This is a genomic window from Blastopirellula sediminis, assembly GCF_020966755.1.
GTDB classification, from domain to species: Bacteria; Planctomycetota; Planctomycetia; order Pirellulales; family Pirellulaceae; genus Blastopirellula; species Blastopirellula sediminis.
The window spans coordinates 607,141-624,377 of record NZ_JAJKFT010000010.1 but is presented as its reverse complement, the minus strand read 5'-3'; the positions used below and the strand labels follow the sequence as shown (position 1 = coordinate 624,377).

Genomic DNA, 17,237 nt, shown 5'->3' with positions numbered 1-17,237 from the left:
CTCACCAGATCACCTCTTCCGGTGCGATCGGATGCTCATGGATCACCATTTCGCTGATCTGGCCGCTGCGGAGGTGAACGACGCGATCGGCCGTTTCGGCGATGGCGCTGTTGTGGGTGATCAGGACGATCGTCGTTCCCAAGCGGCGATTGACGTCGACGAGGAGTCGCAGCGCCTTGATCCCGGTTGCATAGTCAAGCGCGCCGGTCGGTTCGTCGCAGAGAAGCAGACTTGGATTCTTGGCTACCGCCCGCGCGATTGCGACCCGCTGTTGTTCGCCGCCGGAAAGCTGCGCCGGAAAGTGATCGGCGCGATCGGTCAGCCCGACCATCTCCAGCACTTCGTCGACGTCGGCCGGATCGCGGACGATCTCGGTCGCGGTCAAGACGTTCTCGCGGGCGGTCAGGTTCGGCGCAAGGTTATAGAACTGAAAGACGAAGCCGACATGATCGCGGCGGTACGAGGTCAGCCGGCGATTGGTCGCCGTGGTCAGATCTTCTCCCCGAAACAGAATGTGCCCGGAGGTCGGTTGGTCGAGTCCGCCGATCAGATTCAGGATGGTCGACTTGCCGCTGCCGCTAGGACCGACGACTGCGATGAATTCTCCCTCATAGATATCGAGACTGAAGTCGCGCAGCACTTCGACCTTCACTTCCCCCATGGTGAAGACGCGTCCGACATGGTCCAGTCGGATGATCGACGAGCGCTGCGGATTAGAGGCCGTGTCGGATGCCATAGATCGCCGGGGCTGCGTTAAACATGGGGCAAACTATTCATTCTACCTTACTTTGCGGCGCGACTCTCTTAGCGCGGCCGACTTGCTGCCTATCAGGCTGACGTTCGATCAGATCGCCGCGACCTACGTCAGGAAAAACATTGCTAGTTCTCGACTTGCGTCAATTGGCACGCCGCGTGCGATTGCTGAAATCGTTCGTGAAGATCTCACGAACGTTTCCATCCATTCCAAAGGAGAAAGCCATGTTGAGCTGGGCTATTACGTTTTTGGTGATCGCGCTGATCGCCGCTTTGTTGGGTTTTGGGGGCGTCGCCGGTATGGCGGCTGGTATCGCGAAGTTTCTCGCGGTCATCTTTGTGATCATGTTCATCGTCAGCTTGCTGGTGGGCGGGTTCCGTCGTCCGGTCGTATAACGAACGGCCGACGTACCAGGTGCTCGCCGGACTAGGCGAAACGCCATCACGGTCAAGGAGTCCGTCTGCGGATCCGTTTCAGCGCCGATAGCGCCATCGATGACCGCAATCCGCAGTCGCGCGAAGGTCATAACGATGCCGCCCATACGCGCAGCATCGCTTCCAGGTCGTTTCGCAAGATGTAAAGAGATTGCACTACCCAGGATGAAGTTGGAGGGGCCCTTCGGGGACCCTCTGCTTTTGCGCTCCGCGGCGTCGCGGCGTGGTGTACAATTTCGATAGGCGAACCGATAAATCAAGCGACCAGGAAGCGGCGTACATGGCCAAGACGATGGAAACGATCTCGACGATTAACAGCACCCTCCGCACGGTGCTGGCGCTGTTGGTGGCGACGGTTCTCGGGATCGCCTCTTACTTTGGCTACAACGTCTATCATGAAAAAGAGCTCGCGCTGAAAGCGGCCCAGACGAAAGTCTCGGCGCTCGAGGAAGAGGTCACGCAGAAGCAGGCTGAAATCGAAAAGCTGGAAGTCCGGCTCAAACTGCTGAAGGTCGATCATCGGATCGGTCGGTTTCATGTGGTTGACCAGACGGTTGATCCCGACACCGGCGATAAGAACTCCAAGATCCGCTTCCAGGAAATCGATCGTGACGGTCAGCCGGTTGGCCAGCCGCGCGAGTACGTGGTGAAAGGGGACGTCGTCTACGTCGAGTATTGGGTCGTCAAGTTTGAGGACAAGTACGTCGAAGAGGCCGACCCCTTCCGCAACACGTCGATCTTCCTCTTCCGCAAGATCTTCGGCGAAGATCAAAAGCCGAGCGAAGTCCCTGACATCGATGTGATCGGCGATCGCCCGATGGTCTATGGCCGAAGCCCCGAAGCGACCGAGTTTGAAAACCAACTCTGGAAAGACTTCTGGAAGCTCGCCAACGATCCCGAAGCGGCCAAGGCGAAGGGGATCCGCGCGATCCACGGCGAAACGCCGAACATCAAAATGATCGAAGGGAAGACGTACGAGCTCGACCTCCGCTCCTCTGGCGGCGTCAACCTGAAGCCGATCGAGATCCCGGTCAAACCGGAATCGTAGTTCTTCACTAGCCCGCAGCGCGAGCAAGGGAATGGATTCGGAAAATGCCTAATGACTAATCACTAATGTCTAATTCGGAAGACACGATCTTTCATTAGACATTAGTGATTAGTCATTGGTCATTTACTCGCGACCGCATTCCCTTGCTTGCGCGGCGGGCTAGTGTAAGTTACTGCCCGATGCAGTAGAGCGTTTCCAGTCGCGTTCCGCTGCTCGAATCGGCGGTTCGCATGAACATTTGCCCTTCGCAGAACGAAGGGGACGCGAACGCTTCGTCGCCGAGCTGGTTTTCGGCGAGTAGCTCGAACTTCTCCGGGTTCGCCTTGAAGACGAAGCATTTTCCCCGTTCGTTGAACAAGTAGATCTTGTCGCCGACCAGCGTCGGGGACGAGCTGACCGAACCGCCCAAACGGCGCTTCCACATCTCTTCGCCGGTCTCGGCGTTCCAGCAATAGGCGATGCCTTCGTCGGTGACCGCATAGACGTAACCGTCGGACGCGAGCATCGACTGCTCGTAGCACTTCACCCCTTGCCGCCACAACACCTTGCCCGAGCCGTCCGCTTTGACGGCGATCGTTTCTTTCTCGGGATAGCCGCCGCTGGCGAAGACGGTATCGCCCAGCCAGACCAGGGTGCCGCAAGTTGCGACCGCCGGACCGTCAACCGCCCAGAGCAGCTTGCCGGTCTTCGGATCAAAGCTGCTCACCTTGCCGAGACCGCTGATCAGCATCTGATCGCGGCCGCCGATCTTGGCGACGATCGGCGAAGAGAAGCTGATCTGCGGGCGATCAATCTTCCACGCGATCGAACCATTCTTCTTGTTAAGCGCGACAATGTACCCTTTTTCGTACTCCGCGGCCAGAATCACCAGGTTGTCGTACAAAAGCGGCGAAGGAGCGTAGCCGAACTTGTATTGCTCCGGCAGAAACGGCCCCTGCTTCTTCCAAAGGAGTTTGCCGTTCAAGTCGAGCGCCGCGAGTTGCACCGAGTCGTTGTTGTTGAAGACGGCGAACAGCTCCTTGCCGTCGCACGCGACCGTCGGCGAAGCGTGCGTGTTCTTCGAGTGGATCTCGCGCGGCAGTCCGCCGCTGTTGACCACGGTCGCCCAGAGCTCCTTGCCTGTTTTGCGATCGAAGCAGAGGACCGACTGCGTCTGTTTTTCTTTGTCGGCGGTGGTCAGGATCACCTTGTCGCCGATGATGGTGGGAGAAGAGTGCCCGCGGCCAGGAACCGCGGTTTTCCAAACGACGTTCTCGCTATCGCTGAACTCGGCCGGCGGGTTTTGTCCCGGTTCGGCGATCCCTAGATCTTGCGGGCCGCGCCAATGGAGCCAATCGCCGGCCTGTAAGGCGCCCGCCGCAGCGAAGAAGACGATACCGAGACCGACCAGTCGCGAGATTTTCATAGTTTGCCCTTTTCCCCAATGCATCGATCGGGGCGTAAATTCGCCCCGATTCCCCGTCAAAAAAAGATAGTTCACCCCAGGTACATGGCGTGTAAGCCAGCTAACCTTTCTTATAGTTGGGATTTTCTTGGGGCATTTTCGCCTTCATTTTCGTCTGCCAGGCTTTCAGCTTCTGCCGCAGCTCGGCCGTTTTCTCTGGGTTCGACTTGCTCAGGTCGTGCTGTTCGCCGGGGTCTTGGGCCAGGTTGAACAGTTCGACCCGGTCGTCTTCGTAGAACTCGATCAGCTTCCAGTCGCCGTCGCGAATCGACGCCCCCGGCGTCCATTTCGAGCCGTGGTAGTGCGGATAGTGCCAATAGAAGGTTCGCGCTTCGGTCGGCTCTTTTCCTTCCAGCAGCGGCACGAGGCTTTCGCCGTCGACGTGCAACTGCGGCATCGCCGGCAGTCCGGCCAGCGACAGGATGGTGGGGAAGAAGTCCATGCTGACGACCGGCGTATCGCAGACGCTTCCCGGCTTGGTGACGCCGGGCGCCCGGATGATCATCGGTTCGCGAACGCCCCCTTCGTACAACCAACCTTTGCCGCTGCGGAGCGGCAAGTTGCAGGTCGGGCCCATGTTGCCGACAGTGCACAGACCGCCGTTGTCGGAGAAGAAGATGACGACCGTGTTATCGGCCAGGCTCAAACGATCGAGTGCGTCGAGAATTGCGCCAACGCTGTCGTCGACTGCGGCGACCATCGACGCATATTCGGGATTGTCCTGCCGCATCCGCGACTTGCCGCCCCCTTCGGCCTGAACCGGCGTCTTTCCTGCAAACTGCTGCGCCTTTTCCTGGTAGTGATCGACGCGTTTCTTGTACGGCTGAATCGGCGTGTGGACGTTGTAGTAAGCGAGGTAAAGGAGGAACGGCTTCGCTTTGTCGTGCGTTTCGAGGAAGTGAATCGACTCTTCGGTCAGTCGTTCGGTCAGGTACTCGCCGTCATGCTTGGCCTGCAGCACCGGATTCTTCCAAGGGGAGTAGTAACCGCCAGGGGGCGAACCTTTGTCGTGCCCACCGATGTTGATGTCGAACCCTTGTTCGGTCGGCCAGTTCCCTTCGTTCCCCAAGTGCCACTTGCCGGCGAAGAAGGTTTGATAGTTGTTCTCGTGCAGCGTCTCGGCGATCGTCGTTTCTTCCGGCGCCAGGTCATCGCGATCGTCGATGTGTTTGAAACGCCCCTTGTTGTTGCGTGCGCCCGGGATCCAGTCGGTGATGTCGACCCGCACCGGATGGCGGCCGGTCATAATGCTGGCCCGCGTCGGCGAGCAAACGGGGCACGCCGCATAACCGTTGGTGAACTTCATCCCGCCGCCGGCCAGCTTGTCGATGTTCGGCGTCTCGTGATAAGTGCTGCCGTAACAACCAAGATCAGCCCAGCCCAGATCATCGACCAAAAAGAAGACGAAGTTCGGCGGGCTCTTTTCCGCCGCGGCGGCGAAATTGGTAAGAGTCAGCGTCGTCAGTAATGCCGCCAGGGCAAGGCGAACGAAAACGGGGGGACGGAACGTGTGCATGAGGTATCTCAGATCGGAGACGTCGGCGGGAGGAAACAAGCGTAAGAGTCCCCCAGTATCGACCGAATTCTAAGGCCGGTCAACGTTTACGGCCCGTCGCGGAATTTTGGAAGAATGACGAATGTCGAAGCTCGAATGACGAACAAAACCCGAGTTTTTTCCTAACGAGTCGCCAGCCCTGAAAAGTAGGACCGGACCCTTGCGCATTTTTTTTGCACCGCAATTTCCGCGTAGGGTCCGCTATGCGGACCGCCGAAGCGCCAACCAAGTTGGCCAACCTACGAACGCTTCCCCTGGTCCGCACAGCGGACCCTACGGCTCCCCGGACTGGCGCCATGTTCTTATCGCGTCTTCGTGCGCTAGAAGCATGTCTTCGATTCCCGGGAGTGGACCGGACCGCCGTCGATTTTTTTCCAACTGGACCCACTCAATTCGTTCGCGCTCAAACGGACAGTGGACTGGACTGCAGCATTTTTTTTCGAATCGCTGTCTCGTCCACTCACCAACCCTTTCCCGGATCAAACCCCGCCCCATTCGCTACTCCGCCAGTTACCCAGTTCGCCCAGCATGTGGACCGCAGCGCCAATTTTTTTTCGCAACGGAGTGGACTGGACCGCGCACAAAAAAAACTAGCCCGCAGCGCAAGCAAGGGAATGCGGCCGCAAGTTGAATGACGAACCCAATCTCAGGACCCGCAAAGACTGGACTGGACCGCGCACATTTTATTTCGCCATCCCTGATACGTCCCAAATCGACACGGCGCAGCCGCGACCGCCGGCACGAATCGCCAAAACCGAAAACCGGCCGGCCCTTCGCACACACGGTTGCGAACTCGCCCGCGCAAAAACCACCCCGCAACCGACCATGATTCCGTGCGCTTTGTCAAGAGACAATTGTTGGCGGCCGGGTGCGTTCCAACTGATGTCGCGAAGAAAATTCAGCAACCGAGGCCCAGCAAAACATTAGGAAGCGGACGCCGGGCGAAATAGAATGGCCGGCGATGAGATTGGGAGGGCTAAGGCAATGAGTGCAAGCGATGGAAAAACGAGATTCACGGCTCTAGGGGCGAATGCGAGCGTCAACGTAATTTGCGAGCGATGGAAGTCGGGAGAGATCGCCGTCTGCCCAAAGTGCGGCAGCGACCTCATCGTGGCATTCACGTGGGAGGCCGCGAACGAATTTGGCATTCACCCTGGAATCGTCTGTCCGTTAGATAATCATCACTTTCAGGTGGTATTCAACGTTGCTCACAAGGCTGCGCCCAACGAGTCGTGAACTAGTACGCGTGACGACGTAGATGCGTGAGAAATGCCCGCACCCCTTTTCGTATCCAAATCGACGGGGAATACCCGAAAATGAAGTATCAAGTATCCCCGAATGACTTCTACGATTTTTGGAGCGATGGGGAAAATACAACAAGTGAAACACCTGCGGCGGCGGTTTTCAGTTTCCTAGCAATCCCTGGTAGGAAAGGACGGATCGGACTTCGAATTGGCTATATACAGGGTCTCGATCGATTTGTTGAAGGACAGCTATTTCAAGTTGGTAAAGACCCCAGTAAAGCCGTTCGATTTGTCTGTACCGCGATGGCACACGGGCACCCGGATCCTGAAGAGTGGTTTACCGTCATGCATGTTGAACCGGTAAGTTGCGAATGTGCGGACCTCAACAATGTCTTCTTGGTAGGTTTCGAAACAAAGGCGAATACCCAATCGGAGTAAGAAAAGGGGGCGTGGCTACTCGGGTCAAACATCAACACAACGTCGCCCTTCCTTGACGTCGTCCCATTCCCATCCCAGGCAAATCACCTCAGCTTTGCCCGCTCGCTCGTTCGGTGTGCAGCGCCACGATGCGGGAAATGAGAATCGCGAAATAGAACAGGGACATCATCGATTCGATCACCGCCATCATGCGCGCCACATTGGTTGCCGGCGTGATTTCTCCGAACGAGACGCCGCAGAGCATGCCGAAGCTGAAATAGACGGCGTCGAATCCATTGAGCCGGTCGCTCGGATCCGCTTGGGTGCTGACCGTAAAGGCGTTGGGAGTAAACGCGTCCAATAACAAATAGCCGAACGCCCAGAGGAGCCCGATCACCAGAAACGTGGAAACGCCGGCGCACAAGACTTGGGTGTCGACTTCCGGCGCCCACAGAATGAATCGCAAGTGATGCGCGGCGATAAACACGGCGAAAATGATTGCCGCCGCTAAAAACAAATGGGGCGGAACGCTGCTTGGCGAAAGAAAATGCAACCATTTACCGGCGATGGCCGGCAAGGCCAATAAGCCGGCGATTTGCGTGGTTCGCCAACTCCCGCCAACCGCCGGGACAGCGGCGACGAGCACAAAGGTCAGCACCAGCGACTCGATCAACGCCCCCAGCGTCGTCTCTTCCAGAATCGGCGAAAGGCTGATCAACAGCAAAAGTGCAACCAGGAAGATCACGGCCGGGTAGGTCGTGGGGCCCGAAGTCTGCCGCTCACCATCAGCAAGTTCCGTGCACGGCGTCTCAAGGGACGGATTGGGTTGGTGCATTCGCGGATCTCAATTCGAACTACTCGTGGATGTCGGGCTGCCGCCGGCCGATTTTCTATCTTCGGGCGCCAAGGTCGTTGGCGAAAGTGCTCTTTTCCCGAACGGCGAGTTGGCACGGGCCGCAGTCAGTGCTCCTCTAGTCGTGCCAATCCGTTGTGTTCCTGTCGCCTAGAGCGTTAATCTCCTGATCGCTTTCGCGGAATAGACGGGCTGAAAACCAGCGGCTCTCCGAGGTTATACTGGTCGAAAGCGCCGCGCCGCCGAACAAGCCCCCCGCCCCTTTTCTTCACAATTCGGAAATGCCCCTAGGACGCGATGCATGAGGAATTGGGTGACTTCAAACCACTCTTCCCTAGGGCGAAGTAATGAATACTAGACGACGTGATGGCAGGGATGCGAGCTATCCACACAAGTATTTTGGGGTTTGGGTCGATTGCAAGAGTGACGACTATCAAGACCTAAATGAGGCGATACGCAATGGCTACGAGCTGGACGATAGAGAACTAGTCGCTTCGTTTCTAGCGAATGGCAAGACGGTCGCCGTTTCACCGGTATGGATCGACTGTCGATACTGTCGCCAAAAAAACATCGCTGGACGTGCCTGGCGGAGCGATGGAATTTGGTTATGGTCGTCCGATTTGCCCCACATGCTCATGGCACATAACATTGCGCTTCCTGACGAGTTTGTGCAGCACATTCGCGATAGGGGATATAGCGCTGAAAGCGGAGATTTTGACTGCGAGTCACTCGATTGGTGGCCGATGCGACCAAGTTCCGATGATGAGTAGCCAGTTGGCGAAGCGGCGAGGTAACGCTCCGTTGACCTCCGTCTGCTGATTCGGGAGATATACAGATGGCCGAACAGGAGAAGATTGAGAGTCGGATCTTAGAGCTTTCTCAAGCGATTGAGAACGATCCGACCAATACTGATACGCTCTACGAATTGGGGCGAGCGTTGGAGTCAATCGGGAGGTTCGAGGAAGCTTTATCGAGATTTGAGTCGATTGTTCTCTTGGAGCCGGAGGACCATGAGTCAATTCATGCAATTGGAATACTCAACTTGCAACTGGGAAGAAACTCAGCGGCGATCTTGAGCCTCAGAAAAGCGACCGAGTTGTGGGAAAATCAGCCGGATTACTTTGCCGATCTCGGAGATGCCCTGTACAGTTCTGGAAATGTGCAAGGTGCAAAGGACGCTTATGAGACGGCACAATCTCTTGCTCTCCCCAATGAGGAGATTTGTGAACGAATCCGAACGGCACTAATGAAGTGCTAGGGGCGACAACAGGCGGATGCGCGCTGAGTCGGCGGTCGGGACGAGTTCAAGCCAATGTGATTGCCGCCGGTCCGGCAAGCCATCACGCCAAGCGAAATTCAGGATACAGCGGATGAGTCACGAAGAGGCGATGTATTGTTTGCTTGATCTGCTGGAAAGAAGGTGGCGTACCCAGCCCCTGGACGAATGGTCGCTTTCTTTTCCCTACCTGGCTGGTTCGATACCGTTTCACTGCTATGCCGAGATCAATCCGAACATGGAGGCGTTCCTGTTTCGCGCGATCATGGGAGGCGCTCCGCTGGACCGAGAGTACTACGGCAACATGAAGGATCTCTGCACGCTGCACAACGTGCGGATTCCGTCAGGCTGTTTCGCGTTCAATCCAGAAAATGGCGAGTTGCGATTCAAAAACAGCGTGTACTTCTGGCGTCAGGAGCTTACCGAGCAGATGATGCGCAACGTGATCGAGCCTTCCCTCCTATTGCTGGACAACTATGTGTTGTCCTTGGTCGCCGTTCATGTTGGCAAGTCGGTTCAGGAGGCGTTGACGCGCGTGGGAGAAGATCCCGGCGTGGGTAAAAGTAGCGCGTGCCACTACAAACAAGAGCCGCACCCCAGGGAGACGCCAAGCGCCTAGCCAGGCGCCATGGCGCCCGGCAGTCAGTTCCACCCGAGCAACTAAAATACGCCTGGCCCCTTCTTCTCTCATCAATAAAACGCATGCGAATTCACTTCCCAAACAGGCAGCGGTTGAGTGGCAAGTTGGCGATGTATGGATTCGATCACGCTTACGATCTCGGGCAGTTCGAGATGGGATTTGCTCGGCCCTCGGTCTTTCCGGCCGTTTTTGAGCACCTGCATGTCTGCGGACAAGGGAGGTTCTCGGAGGTGCTGTATGCAAAGACTGCGCTAAGCGCCATCCAGCATTTTGACCATGATGAATGCGTCTCGATTCGTGATTTGGACCTGATGTTTCTGTTAGAACGCGACGCAGAGCGGCACTGGACCGAAATCCATAGTTCGGCCGACCGAATCGAGTGGGAGAAGCGACTGGTCCATGCGGCCGATGAGGCTTGTCGAAAGACGTCGCAGAAACTGGGAGCGGAGTGGACGCGCGTTATTGCTCCCGAACGGCGGATCGCCGACGAGTTCCTCCGCGTGACGGGCGATTTGTCCGGCGTGCTGGATCGTGAGTTCGCTTTTTTGAGGGAAACGTGCCCGGAGCATCAAGAGCAGATCAAGGCCTGGTCCTGGCGAAGCGGCGACGATCAAGTCTTGGCCTGCCATGTTTTCTTCCGGTTTGTTGCGGAAGTGGACCGGGGCCTGTTGGATCAATGCGATTGCAAGCTGCGCGACAATGATTCGCTGCGGCGACTGATGCATATGATCGCCGATCATGTTGGGAATTGTCGCAAGGCGTTCTTGGGTTAGATGGCATTCGCCGTTGTCGTCTGATTCGCTAATTTGCTCGCGAGCAGGTAAAAGCCTCCCGTCATCTGTTTTCATCTCTCATTCTGTTTGGAGGACGTACCATGTCCGACGCATCTGCAAACAAATCCTACGCAACATTCGACGTCAGTTTTGCATGGAACGGCGACGCATGACGCGTGATCTCAACGTTCACGGTATGCCCCGACGCTGGTGGAGCTAGAAGAAGTACGCGCAAGGGGGGCGTCTTGTGCAATGCAGGATCGGCGAAGGTTCGCAAACAGTGCCGTTCGGCCGTTACGAATGCGGTAGGCCTGTTGCGCTTCCGCCATGTCGCGGTAGTCTTGATTGACCTCGGCCAAGGCTAAGCCGCCGAGATCGAACGTTCCAGCCGGGAGTGCAGCCAATATTCGACGGCCGGCAGCAGCGTGTCAAAACGCCCGATCAGCGACGGAACCGCCGCCGGAAGTTGCTGTTCGGTTTCGCGTCCGTAACCGGTGCGGACCAGTATCGTTTGGCACTCGGCGGCGGGACCGAGACCAAGGTCGGACGCTTTGTCGCCGATCACCACGCTTTCACGCAGGTCGATTCCGAGTTCGGCGGCCGCGGCGAACAGCATCCCGGCTCGCGGCTTGCGACATTGGCAATTGACCCGATAGACGGCGCTGGCCGACTTCGGATGGTGCGGACAGTAGTAATAGGCGTCGATGGCGGCGCCCTGCTGGGCAAGCAGTTCGTCTAATCGGCGGTGAACCTGGGCGATTCGCGACTCGGGAAACATCCCCCGGGCGACGCCCGACTGGTTGGTGACGACGATCACCGGCACTTTGGCCTGGTTGGCGGCGGCGATTGCGGCGGCGGCGTCCGGCAGCAATTCGAGCTGCTGCGGATCGGAGAGATATTCGCGTTCGACGTTAATGGTGCCGTCGCGATCTAAAAACAGGGCGCCGCCAGCGTTCGACATCTCGCTCTCTCGGGGAATGGGACTGCGTGCTAAACCGCGGTTTTAGCAGGCGGCCCCCCAAGTTCCCAAGACCAATCGTTCCCACCAGCCGGGCCGTTTTCTGGAAAAGTTGGGGCCGAAACCTCTGTTGATGTTCCCCCTAGAACGTGTAGGATTCAGCTAGGAGTCCTTAATTCCCTATTTAGCCACCCTAGAGAATTGCGATGCTCGATCGACCGGAAGTTCCTGTCGCTGATGAACCTAAGACCTGGCGCGACGCCTGGTTCGACCGAGATCTGAGCTGGCTCGAGTTCAATCGCCGCGTATTGCAGCAAGCGCTGGACGACCGGACCCCGCTGCTGGAGCGGGTCAAGTTCCTGGCGATCTTCACGTCGAACTTGGACGAGTTCTTCATGAAGCGGCTTGCGCTACTCCGGACGCGCAAACGGGCGGAACTTTCGCACTCGATCGGCGCCCCAGCGACCGAACTTCATTTGCAGGCGCTGCGGCAAGCGGTCGCCGAGATGTACGCCCAACAAGGGGAAGCGTACGACAATGCGATCTTGCCCCAACTGGCCGAGAACGGCATTCACCTTTTGCAATGGGAAGATCTGACCGACGCGCAGCGAACGCGAGCGCACGAGTTCTTCACCCGCAACGTTTATCCGGCGCTGACGCCGCTGGCGCTCGACCCGGGACATCCGTTCCCCTACATGTCGAACTTGTCGATCTCGCTCGGCTTTGTGCTGCGGGTTCCGGACTCCGAAGAAAACCTCTTCGCGCGGGTCAAGGTTCCCAACATTCTGCCGCAGTGGATCGCGCTGGAAGACGAAGACAAGTCGAAGTGGTTCTACCTCGGCTTGAAGGATCTGATTCATCACAACGCGGGGACCCTCTTCCCCGGCATGAACATCGTCGACTCGACCTCGTTCCGGATCACGCGTAACGCGGAAGTCGAACTCGACGACGATGACGACACCGAAAGCTTGCGAACGGTCGTCGCCGAAGAATTGCGCCAACGCAAGTTCCAGCCGGTCGTTCGCCTGGAGATTGAAAGCAACCCGAACCCGTGGGTTCGCGGGCTGCTGATGCGCCAGTTCGAGTTGACCGAAGAGGACGTCTACGAACTGCCGTCGGAACTCGATTACTCGGGACTGATGCCGATCGCCAATCTCGACCTCAAGGCGCTCCGCGACGAACCGTGGAACCCGGTGATTCCGAACGCGCTGCTTGACGACGAGGCCGATATTTTCTCGGTCATCAAAGCGGGCGATCTGATGGTTCACCATCCGTACGACAGCTTTGACGCGACGGTCGAAAACTTCATTCGCCGCGCCGCTCGCGATCCCAAGGTGGTCGCGATCAAGATGACGGTGTATCGCGTCGGCGACGACACGCCGTTCGTGCGCTCGCTGATCCAAGCGGCCGAGTCGGGCAAGCAAGTCGCCTGTTTGATCGAGCTGAAAGCTCGCTTCGACGAAGAGCGCAACTTGCACTGGGCGAAAGAGCTGGAAAAGATCGGCGCTCACGTCGTTTACGGCGTGTTGGGACTTAAGACGCATACCAAGATCGCGCTGGTCGTCCGGAAAGAGGCGGACGGTCTCCGCTGCTATGCGCACATCGGCACCGGCAACTACCACGTGAAAACGGCCCGCATTTATACCGACATCGGGCTCTTCACCTGCGATCCGGTGATTTGCAACGACGTCGTCAATCTGTTCCACATGCTGACCGGGCGATCCCGTTCGCCGTCTTTCGACAAACTGCTGGTCGCGCCGATCAACATGCGGGAGAAATTCCTGCAGATGGTGCAGCGCGAAATCGACAATCACCAGCAAGGCCTGCCGGCGCTGATCGTCGCCAAGTTCAACGCGATGGAAGACCCGGAGCTGTGCCGCGCGATCGTCGAAGCCTCGCAAGCCGGCGTGCAGGTCGAATTGATCGTCCGCGGCTTCGCCTGTTTGCGGCCGGGGGTCGAAGGGGTGACCGACAACGTGCGGCTCCGATCGATCGTGGGACGATTCCTTGAACACTCGCGGATTTATTACTTCGCCAACGGCGCCGAAACGCCGCTGGACGGCGAGTTTTACATCGGCTCGGCCGACTGGATGTCGCGCAACCTGACGAAGCGCGTCGAAGCGATCGTGCCGATCGAAGCTCGCCCCTTGAAGGAACGGTTGTGGGAGATCCTCGACATCTGTCTGAAGGATCGTCGCCAGGCGTGGATGATGCAGCCTGACGGCTCGTACCAGATGCTGATGCCGAGCGAAGACGACCCAGAAGTCGCGCGACTGGGGACGCATCAGGCGCTGATGGCGTTGACGCTGCATCGGGCGAAAGATCGTCTGGCGTAAGCAGATGTGCGATAGCGCGCTGCTAGCACCCCTAGAACCATCCGCCGCGAGACTGCGTACGATTGGACATGCGCAAGCCGACAGGCTTGCTGGAATTTCCAAATGTATTCTTCCGCTCGAGTGGGAGTCAGCCCTATGCCGAAAACCTCGTTTTCCGCCGGCTCGCTCATTCCAGGCGTGCTGGCTTTTTCCGTCATGGCCGTTTGCGGCCCGTTCTTATTCGCCCAACAGCCGATGGCCCCGTTGCCAACGTCGCCGATGGCGACTTTGCCGACAGCCGGCCAGTGGCGTTCACCCGGCCAAGATCCCCGCGTCAGTGATGCGCGGCCGATGCAGCAATTGCGACCGGCCGACAGCAGCGAAATGGGGCTCACCCCGGATGAGCAGCGCAACATCTACGTCTATGACAAAGGGAACCGCAGCGTCTGCCACATCATGACCCGCAGCGTGCAGCGCGATACGACGTTCGGTTTGCTGATGTCCGAGACGCCGTCGGAAGGTTCCGGGTCAGGTTCGGTCCTGGATAAGCAGGGGCATATCCTCACGAATTACCACGTGATCGAAGGGGCGACCGAAATCGACGTCACCCTGTTCAACGCCGAAAGTTATCCCGCCGAGTTGGTGGGACAGGATCCGGTGAACGATATCGCGGTGCTGAAGATCGATGTGCCGGCCGATCTGCTGGTCCCTGTGGAACTGGGGGATTCGTCGAATCTGCGCGTCGGCCAAAAGGCGTTCGCGATCGGCAATCCGTTCGGTTTGGAACGGACCATGACGATCGGTATTATCTCCAGCTTGAACCGCATGCTCCCGTCGCGGAGCGGGCGAACCATGAAGGCGATCATTCAGATCGACGCCGCGCTCAACCGGGGGAACTCGGGCGGGCCGCTGTTTGATAGCAACGGTCGTTTGATCGGGATGAACACCGCGATCGCGAGCCGAACCGGTCAAAACACCGGCGTCGGTTTCGCCATTCCGGTCGCCACGATTCGCCGCGTCGCTCCTCAGTTGATTGCGGAGGGGAAGATTACCCGGCCTGATCTGGGCGTCTCTCGCGTCTATTTGACCGACGATGGCCTGGGAGTCGCGTCGCTTGTCCAAGGGGGACCCGCCGAACAGGCAGGCCTGCAAGGTTTCCAATTGGTCCGCCAGCAAGTGCGCCGCGGACCGTATGTCTATGAGGAGACGCGGGTCGACCGGAGCAAAGCGGACGTAATTACCGCAGTCGACGGGACCGCGATCGAGTCGGCCGACGACCTGCTGACCGCCATCGAGCGGAAAAACCCTGGCGAAGTCGTCAAACTGAGCGTTTTACGCGAGGGAAAAAAGGTCGACGTTCCGGTGACCCTAGGCGTCGGCGATTAACGATCTCCGCCCTAATCGTACGAACGTGCTAAACTGGACTGCACTTAGAGCGAACTCGCGCCTAAGATGATGTTAGCGCGGCCGCTGGTAGCGATTATGCCGGCGGCGCGACCTTCAGTGGCTGAAGCACGTTACGGAATATGGGAATTTACGACCGCGAGTATTACCAAGACGAACCGCGCTCGCTTAATTTCAGCCTGGGCGGGCGTTCGATCGTCAACACGTTGGTCATCATCAACGTGATCGTCTTTTTCGTCGACTTCATCTTCTTCGGCGGAAGGCTGGCGGCCAGTTCTTTCGATCCGCGTATCGGCGGTGACGTGGGGGGCTGGGCGGCATGTCACAGCGATACCTTGCTTCACCCGCTTCTCTGGTGGCAGTTTCTGACGTACGGCTTTCTCCATAGCCCGACCGACATCTTTCACATCATCGGCAACATGTTCGTGTTGTGGATGTTCGGACGGCAGATCGAAGACCGCTACGGCAGCGCCGAGTTCCTCCGCATCTACTTGCTGAGCGTCGTCCTCGGCGGCGTACTCTGGTCCGCCATCGCTTTGGCGACCGGTTCGGCCGGTACGGTCGTCGGCGCTTCGGGCGCCGTGACGACGATCCTGATCCTGTTCATCTGCAATTTCCCCCGCGTCACGATCTATTTCCAATTGCTCATCCCGATTCCGGCCTGGTTGTTGGGGGTGATCATTATCGGGATGAACGTGCTGGGCGCCTTTGGGAATGGACAAAGCAATGTCGCGTTTACCGTGCACCTGGCTGGCGCGGCGTTGGGTTTGGCCTACTTCTATGGCGGTTGGAACTTTGGCTATCTCAGCTTCGGCGGGCTGCCCGATCGAATCCGCCAATCGATGAAGCGTAAGCCGAATTTGAAAGTGCATACGCCTCCGGATGAAGATCCCTATCTCGACTCGAACGACGAAGCGGAGCAGGTCTTGGACAAGGTTCGAGACCACGGACTGGATAGTTTGACTCCGGCCGAAAAGCGGAAGCTGGAAGCGTACAGCCGGCGAATGAAGCAGAAGCATAGCTAAACCGCGCTTCTAGCGCACTCGCGGCAAGGAGGCCGTTGTGACGAAACAACCCGACCGTCTGCAGTACATGCGAAGCCTGGCGGCAGGCAAGCCGCCGAACAAGCCTTCGCGCTCTTACTTGCTGCCGATCGTCGGTCTGGCGATTCTCAGCCTCGGAGTCGGCTTCTATTTCTTTCCGCCTGAAGGTGGCTTTCCCAAGCTGAACATCGCCGGCCTGACTGGTATGGCGCCGGAATCCGATGCGCCGTCTGCGCAGCTCGACGTCGCTGATCCGGACGGGATGATCGCGCTGGCCGGCGGACAGTTTCTGCTCGGAAAAACCGGCGGTCCGGTCGATGCGCAGCCGGTGGTGAAGGTCACCATTTCGCCGCTGCGCGTTGATCAGCATGAAGTGACCAACGCCCAGTTTGCCGCGTTCGTCGAAGCGACGCAGTATCTGACCGACGCCGAACGGCGCGGGCGTTCGTGGGTCTTTGACGCCAAGACCGGCGAAGCGTCGATCGTCGACGGCGCCCAGTGGCGTTATCCGACCGGAGTCGACAGCACGATCATCGGCCGCGAGAACTTCCCGGTGCTGCAAGTCTCGTGGTATGACGCCCGCGCCTACGCCGAATGGGCCGGCAAACGTCTGCCGACCGAAGCGGAATGGGAATACGCGGCCCGCGGCGGTCAGATTGACGCCGACTATCCGCAGTCGGACGCTGAAGGAAAAGTCGGGAACGTCTGGCAAGGACGATTTCCATTCGCCGATGCGGCGAGCGACGGTTACGGCGATCTCGCGCCGGTCGGCAAGTTCGCCGCGAACGGCTATGGACTGTACGACATGGCGGGCAACGCCGCTGAATGGTGCGGCGACCACTACGCCGAAGACGCCTATCAACTGGCCGATCGGGTCGACCCGGCCGGCCCGCTCGATGGTGAAGAGCGCGTGATCCGCGGCGGCAGTTGGCTATCGAGCGAACAGGAAGGGGTGAGCGAAGCGATGGTCTGGTACCGCTCGCACGCCGCGCCGCGCTCGCCGAACAATTTCACCGGTTTTCGCTGCGTGAAGTAGCGGCGACCGCATTCCCTTGCTTGCGCTGCGGGCTGGTTGGAAG

At 58.3% G+C, this 17,237-nt stretch carries 15 protein-coding genes; 10 read left to right on the top strand and 5 right to left on the bottom strand.

What is annotated here, in order from left to right:
* Nucleotide 1: 1 nt before the first annotated feature.
* Nucleotides 2–736, bottom strand: a complete 735-nt coding sequence (locus LOC68_RS14150) for an ABC transporter ATP-binding protein (protein ID WP_230219832.1) — start codon at nucleotides 734–736, stop codon at nucleotides 2–4.
* 242 nt (nucleotides 737–978) lie between these two features.
* On the opposite strand from LOC68_RS14150, the gene LOC68_RS14145 reads away from it, so the two are divergent.
* Both LOC68_RS14145 and LOC68_RS14140 read left to right on the top strand, forming a co-directional pair.
* Nucleotides 979–1,149: a DUF1328 domain-containing protein gene (locus tag LOC68_RS14145; protein ID WP_230219830.1), complete on the top strand. Its 171-nt coding sequence runs from the start codon at nucleotides 979–981 to the stop codon at nucleotides 1,147–1,149.
* Between the two features lie 319 nt (nucleotides 1,150–1,468).
* A complete protein-coding gene (locus LOC68_RS14140; RefSeq protein WP_230219829.1) occupies nucleotides 1,469–2,236 on the top strand; it encodes a hypothetical protein in 768 nt (255 codons plus the stop codon).
* A 169-nt stretch (nucleotides 2,237–2,405) separates the two neighbouring features.
* On the opposite strand, the gene LOC68_RS14135 is transcribed toward LOC68_RS14140, so the two are convergent.
* Nucleotides 2,406–3,641: a PQQ-binding-like beta-propeller repeat protein gene (locus LOC68_RS14135; RefSeq protein ID WP_230219827.1), complete on the bottom strand. Its 1,236-nt coding sequence runs from the start codon at nucleotides 3,639–3,641 to the stop codon at nucleotides 2,406–2,408.
* A 100-nt stretch (nucleotides 3,642–3,741) separates the two neighbouring features.
* Entirely contained in the window at nucleotides 3,742–5,196 is a 1,455-nt protein-coding gene (locus LOC68_RS14130) for a sulfatase (RefSeq protein ID WP_230219825.1), read from the bottom strand.
* Between the two features lie 1,355 nt (nucleotides 5,197–6,551).
* Between LOC68_RS14130 and LOC68_RS14125 the strand changes: the two genes are divergently transcribed.
* Nucleotides 6,552–6,917 (top strand): hypothetical protein, encoded by a 366-nt coding sequence (locus tag LOC68_RS14125; RefSeq protein ID WP_230219823.1) that lies wholly within the window; start codon nucleotides 6,552–6,554, stop codon nucleotides 6,915–6,917.
* 88 nt (nucleotides 6,918–7,005) lie between these two features.
* On the opposite strand, the gene LOC68_RS14120 is transcribed toward LOC68_RS14125, so the two are convergent.
* The gene (locus LOC68_RS14120; RefSeq protein ID WP_230219821.1) at nucleotides 7,006–7,731 is read right to left on the bottom strand and encodes a potassium channel family protein; all 726 of its coding nucleotides are present in this window, start codon (nucleotides 7,729–7,731) and stop codon (nucleotides 7,006–7,008) included.
* A gap of 853 nt (nucleotides 7,732–8,584) precedes the next feature.
* Here LOC68_RS14120 and LOC68_RS14115 point away from each other — a divergent pair.
* From LOC68_RS14115 to LOC68_RS14105, 3 genes are all read left to right on the top strand, one after another.
* Nucleotides 8,585–9,007: a tetratricopeptide repeat protein gene (locus LOC68_RS14115; RefSeq protein WP_230219820.1), complete on the top strand. Its 423-nt coding sequence runs from the start codon at nucleotides 8,585–8,587 to the stop codon at nucleotides 9,005–9,007.
* Between the two features lie 112 nt (nucleotides 9,008–9,119).
* Complete coding sequence (locus LOC68_RS14110; protein WP_230219818.1) at nucleotides 9,120–9,644, top strand: hypothetical protein; 525 nt, start codon at nucleotides 9,120–9,122, stop codon at nucleotides 9,642–9,644.
* Between the two features lie 113 nt (nucleotides 9,645–9,757).
* Nucleotides 9,758–10,438 (top strand): hypothetical protein, encoded by a 681-nt coding sequence (locus LOC68_RS14105; protein ID WP_230219816.1) that lies wholly within the window; start codon nucleotides 9,758–9,760, stop codon nucleotides 10,436–10,438.
* 361 nt (nucleotides 10,439–10,799) lie between these two features.
* On the opposite strand, the gene LOC68_RS14100 is transcribed toward LOC68_RS14105, so the two are convergent.
* Nucleotides 10,800–11,399 carry a D-glycero-alpha-D-manno-heptose-1,7-bisphosphate 7-phosphatase gene (locus LOC68_RS14100; protein WP_230219814.1) on the bottom strand — a complete coding sequence of 200 codons (600 nt, stop codon included), beginning with the start codon at nucleotides 11,397–11,399 and terminating at the stop codon, nucleotides 10,800–10,802.
* A gap of 203 nt (nucleotides 11,400–11,602) precedes the next feature.
* On the opposite strand from LOC68_RS14100, the gene ppk1 reads away from it, so the two are divergent.
* The 4 genes from ppk1 to LOC68_RS14080 all read left to right on the top strand — a co-directional run bounded on the left by ppk1 (nucleotide 11,603) and on the right by LOC68_RS14080 (nucleotide 17,194).
* Nucleotides 11,603–13,732 carry a polyphosphate kinase 1 gene (ppk1, locus tag LOC68_RS14095; RefSeq protein ID WP_230219811.1) on the top strand — a complete coding sequence of 710 codons (2,130 nt, stop codon included), beginning with the start codon at nucleotides 11,603–11,605 and terminating at the stop codon, nucleotides 13,730–13,732.
* Nucleotides 13,733–13,867: 135 nt separating this feature from the next.
* Nucleotides 13,868–15,097: a S1C family serine protease gene (locus tag LOC68_RS14090; protein ID WP_230219809.1), complete on the top strand. Its 1,230-nt coding sequence runs from the start codon at nucleotides 13,868–13,870 to the stop codon at nucleotides 15,095–15,097.
* A gap of 140 nt (nucleotides 15,098–15,237) precedes the next feature.
* Nucleotides 15,238–16,140, top strand: a complete 903-nt coding sequence (locus tag LOC68_RS14085) for a rhomboid family intramembrane serine protease (protein ID WP_230219807.1) — start codon at nucleotides 15,238–15,240, stop codon at nucleotides 16,138–16,140.
* A 37-nt stretch (nucleotides 16,141–16,177) separates the two neighbouring features.
* Nucleotides 16,178–17,194 (top strand): formylglycine-generating enzyme family protein, encoded by a 1,017-nt coding sequence (locus LOC68_RS14080; RefSeq protein ID WP_230219799.1) that lies wholly within the window; start codon nucleotides 16,178–16,180, stop codon nucleotides 17,192–17,194.
* The last annotated feature ends 43 nt before the right edge of the window (nucleotides 17,195–17,237 follow it).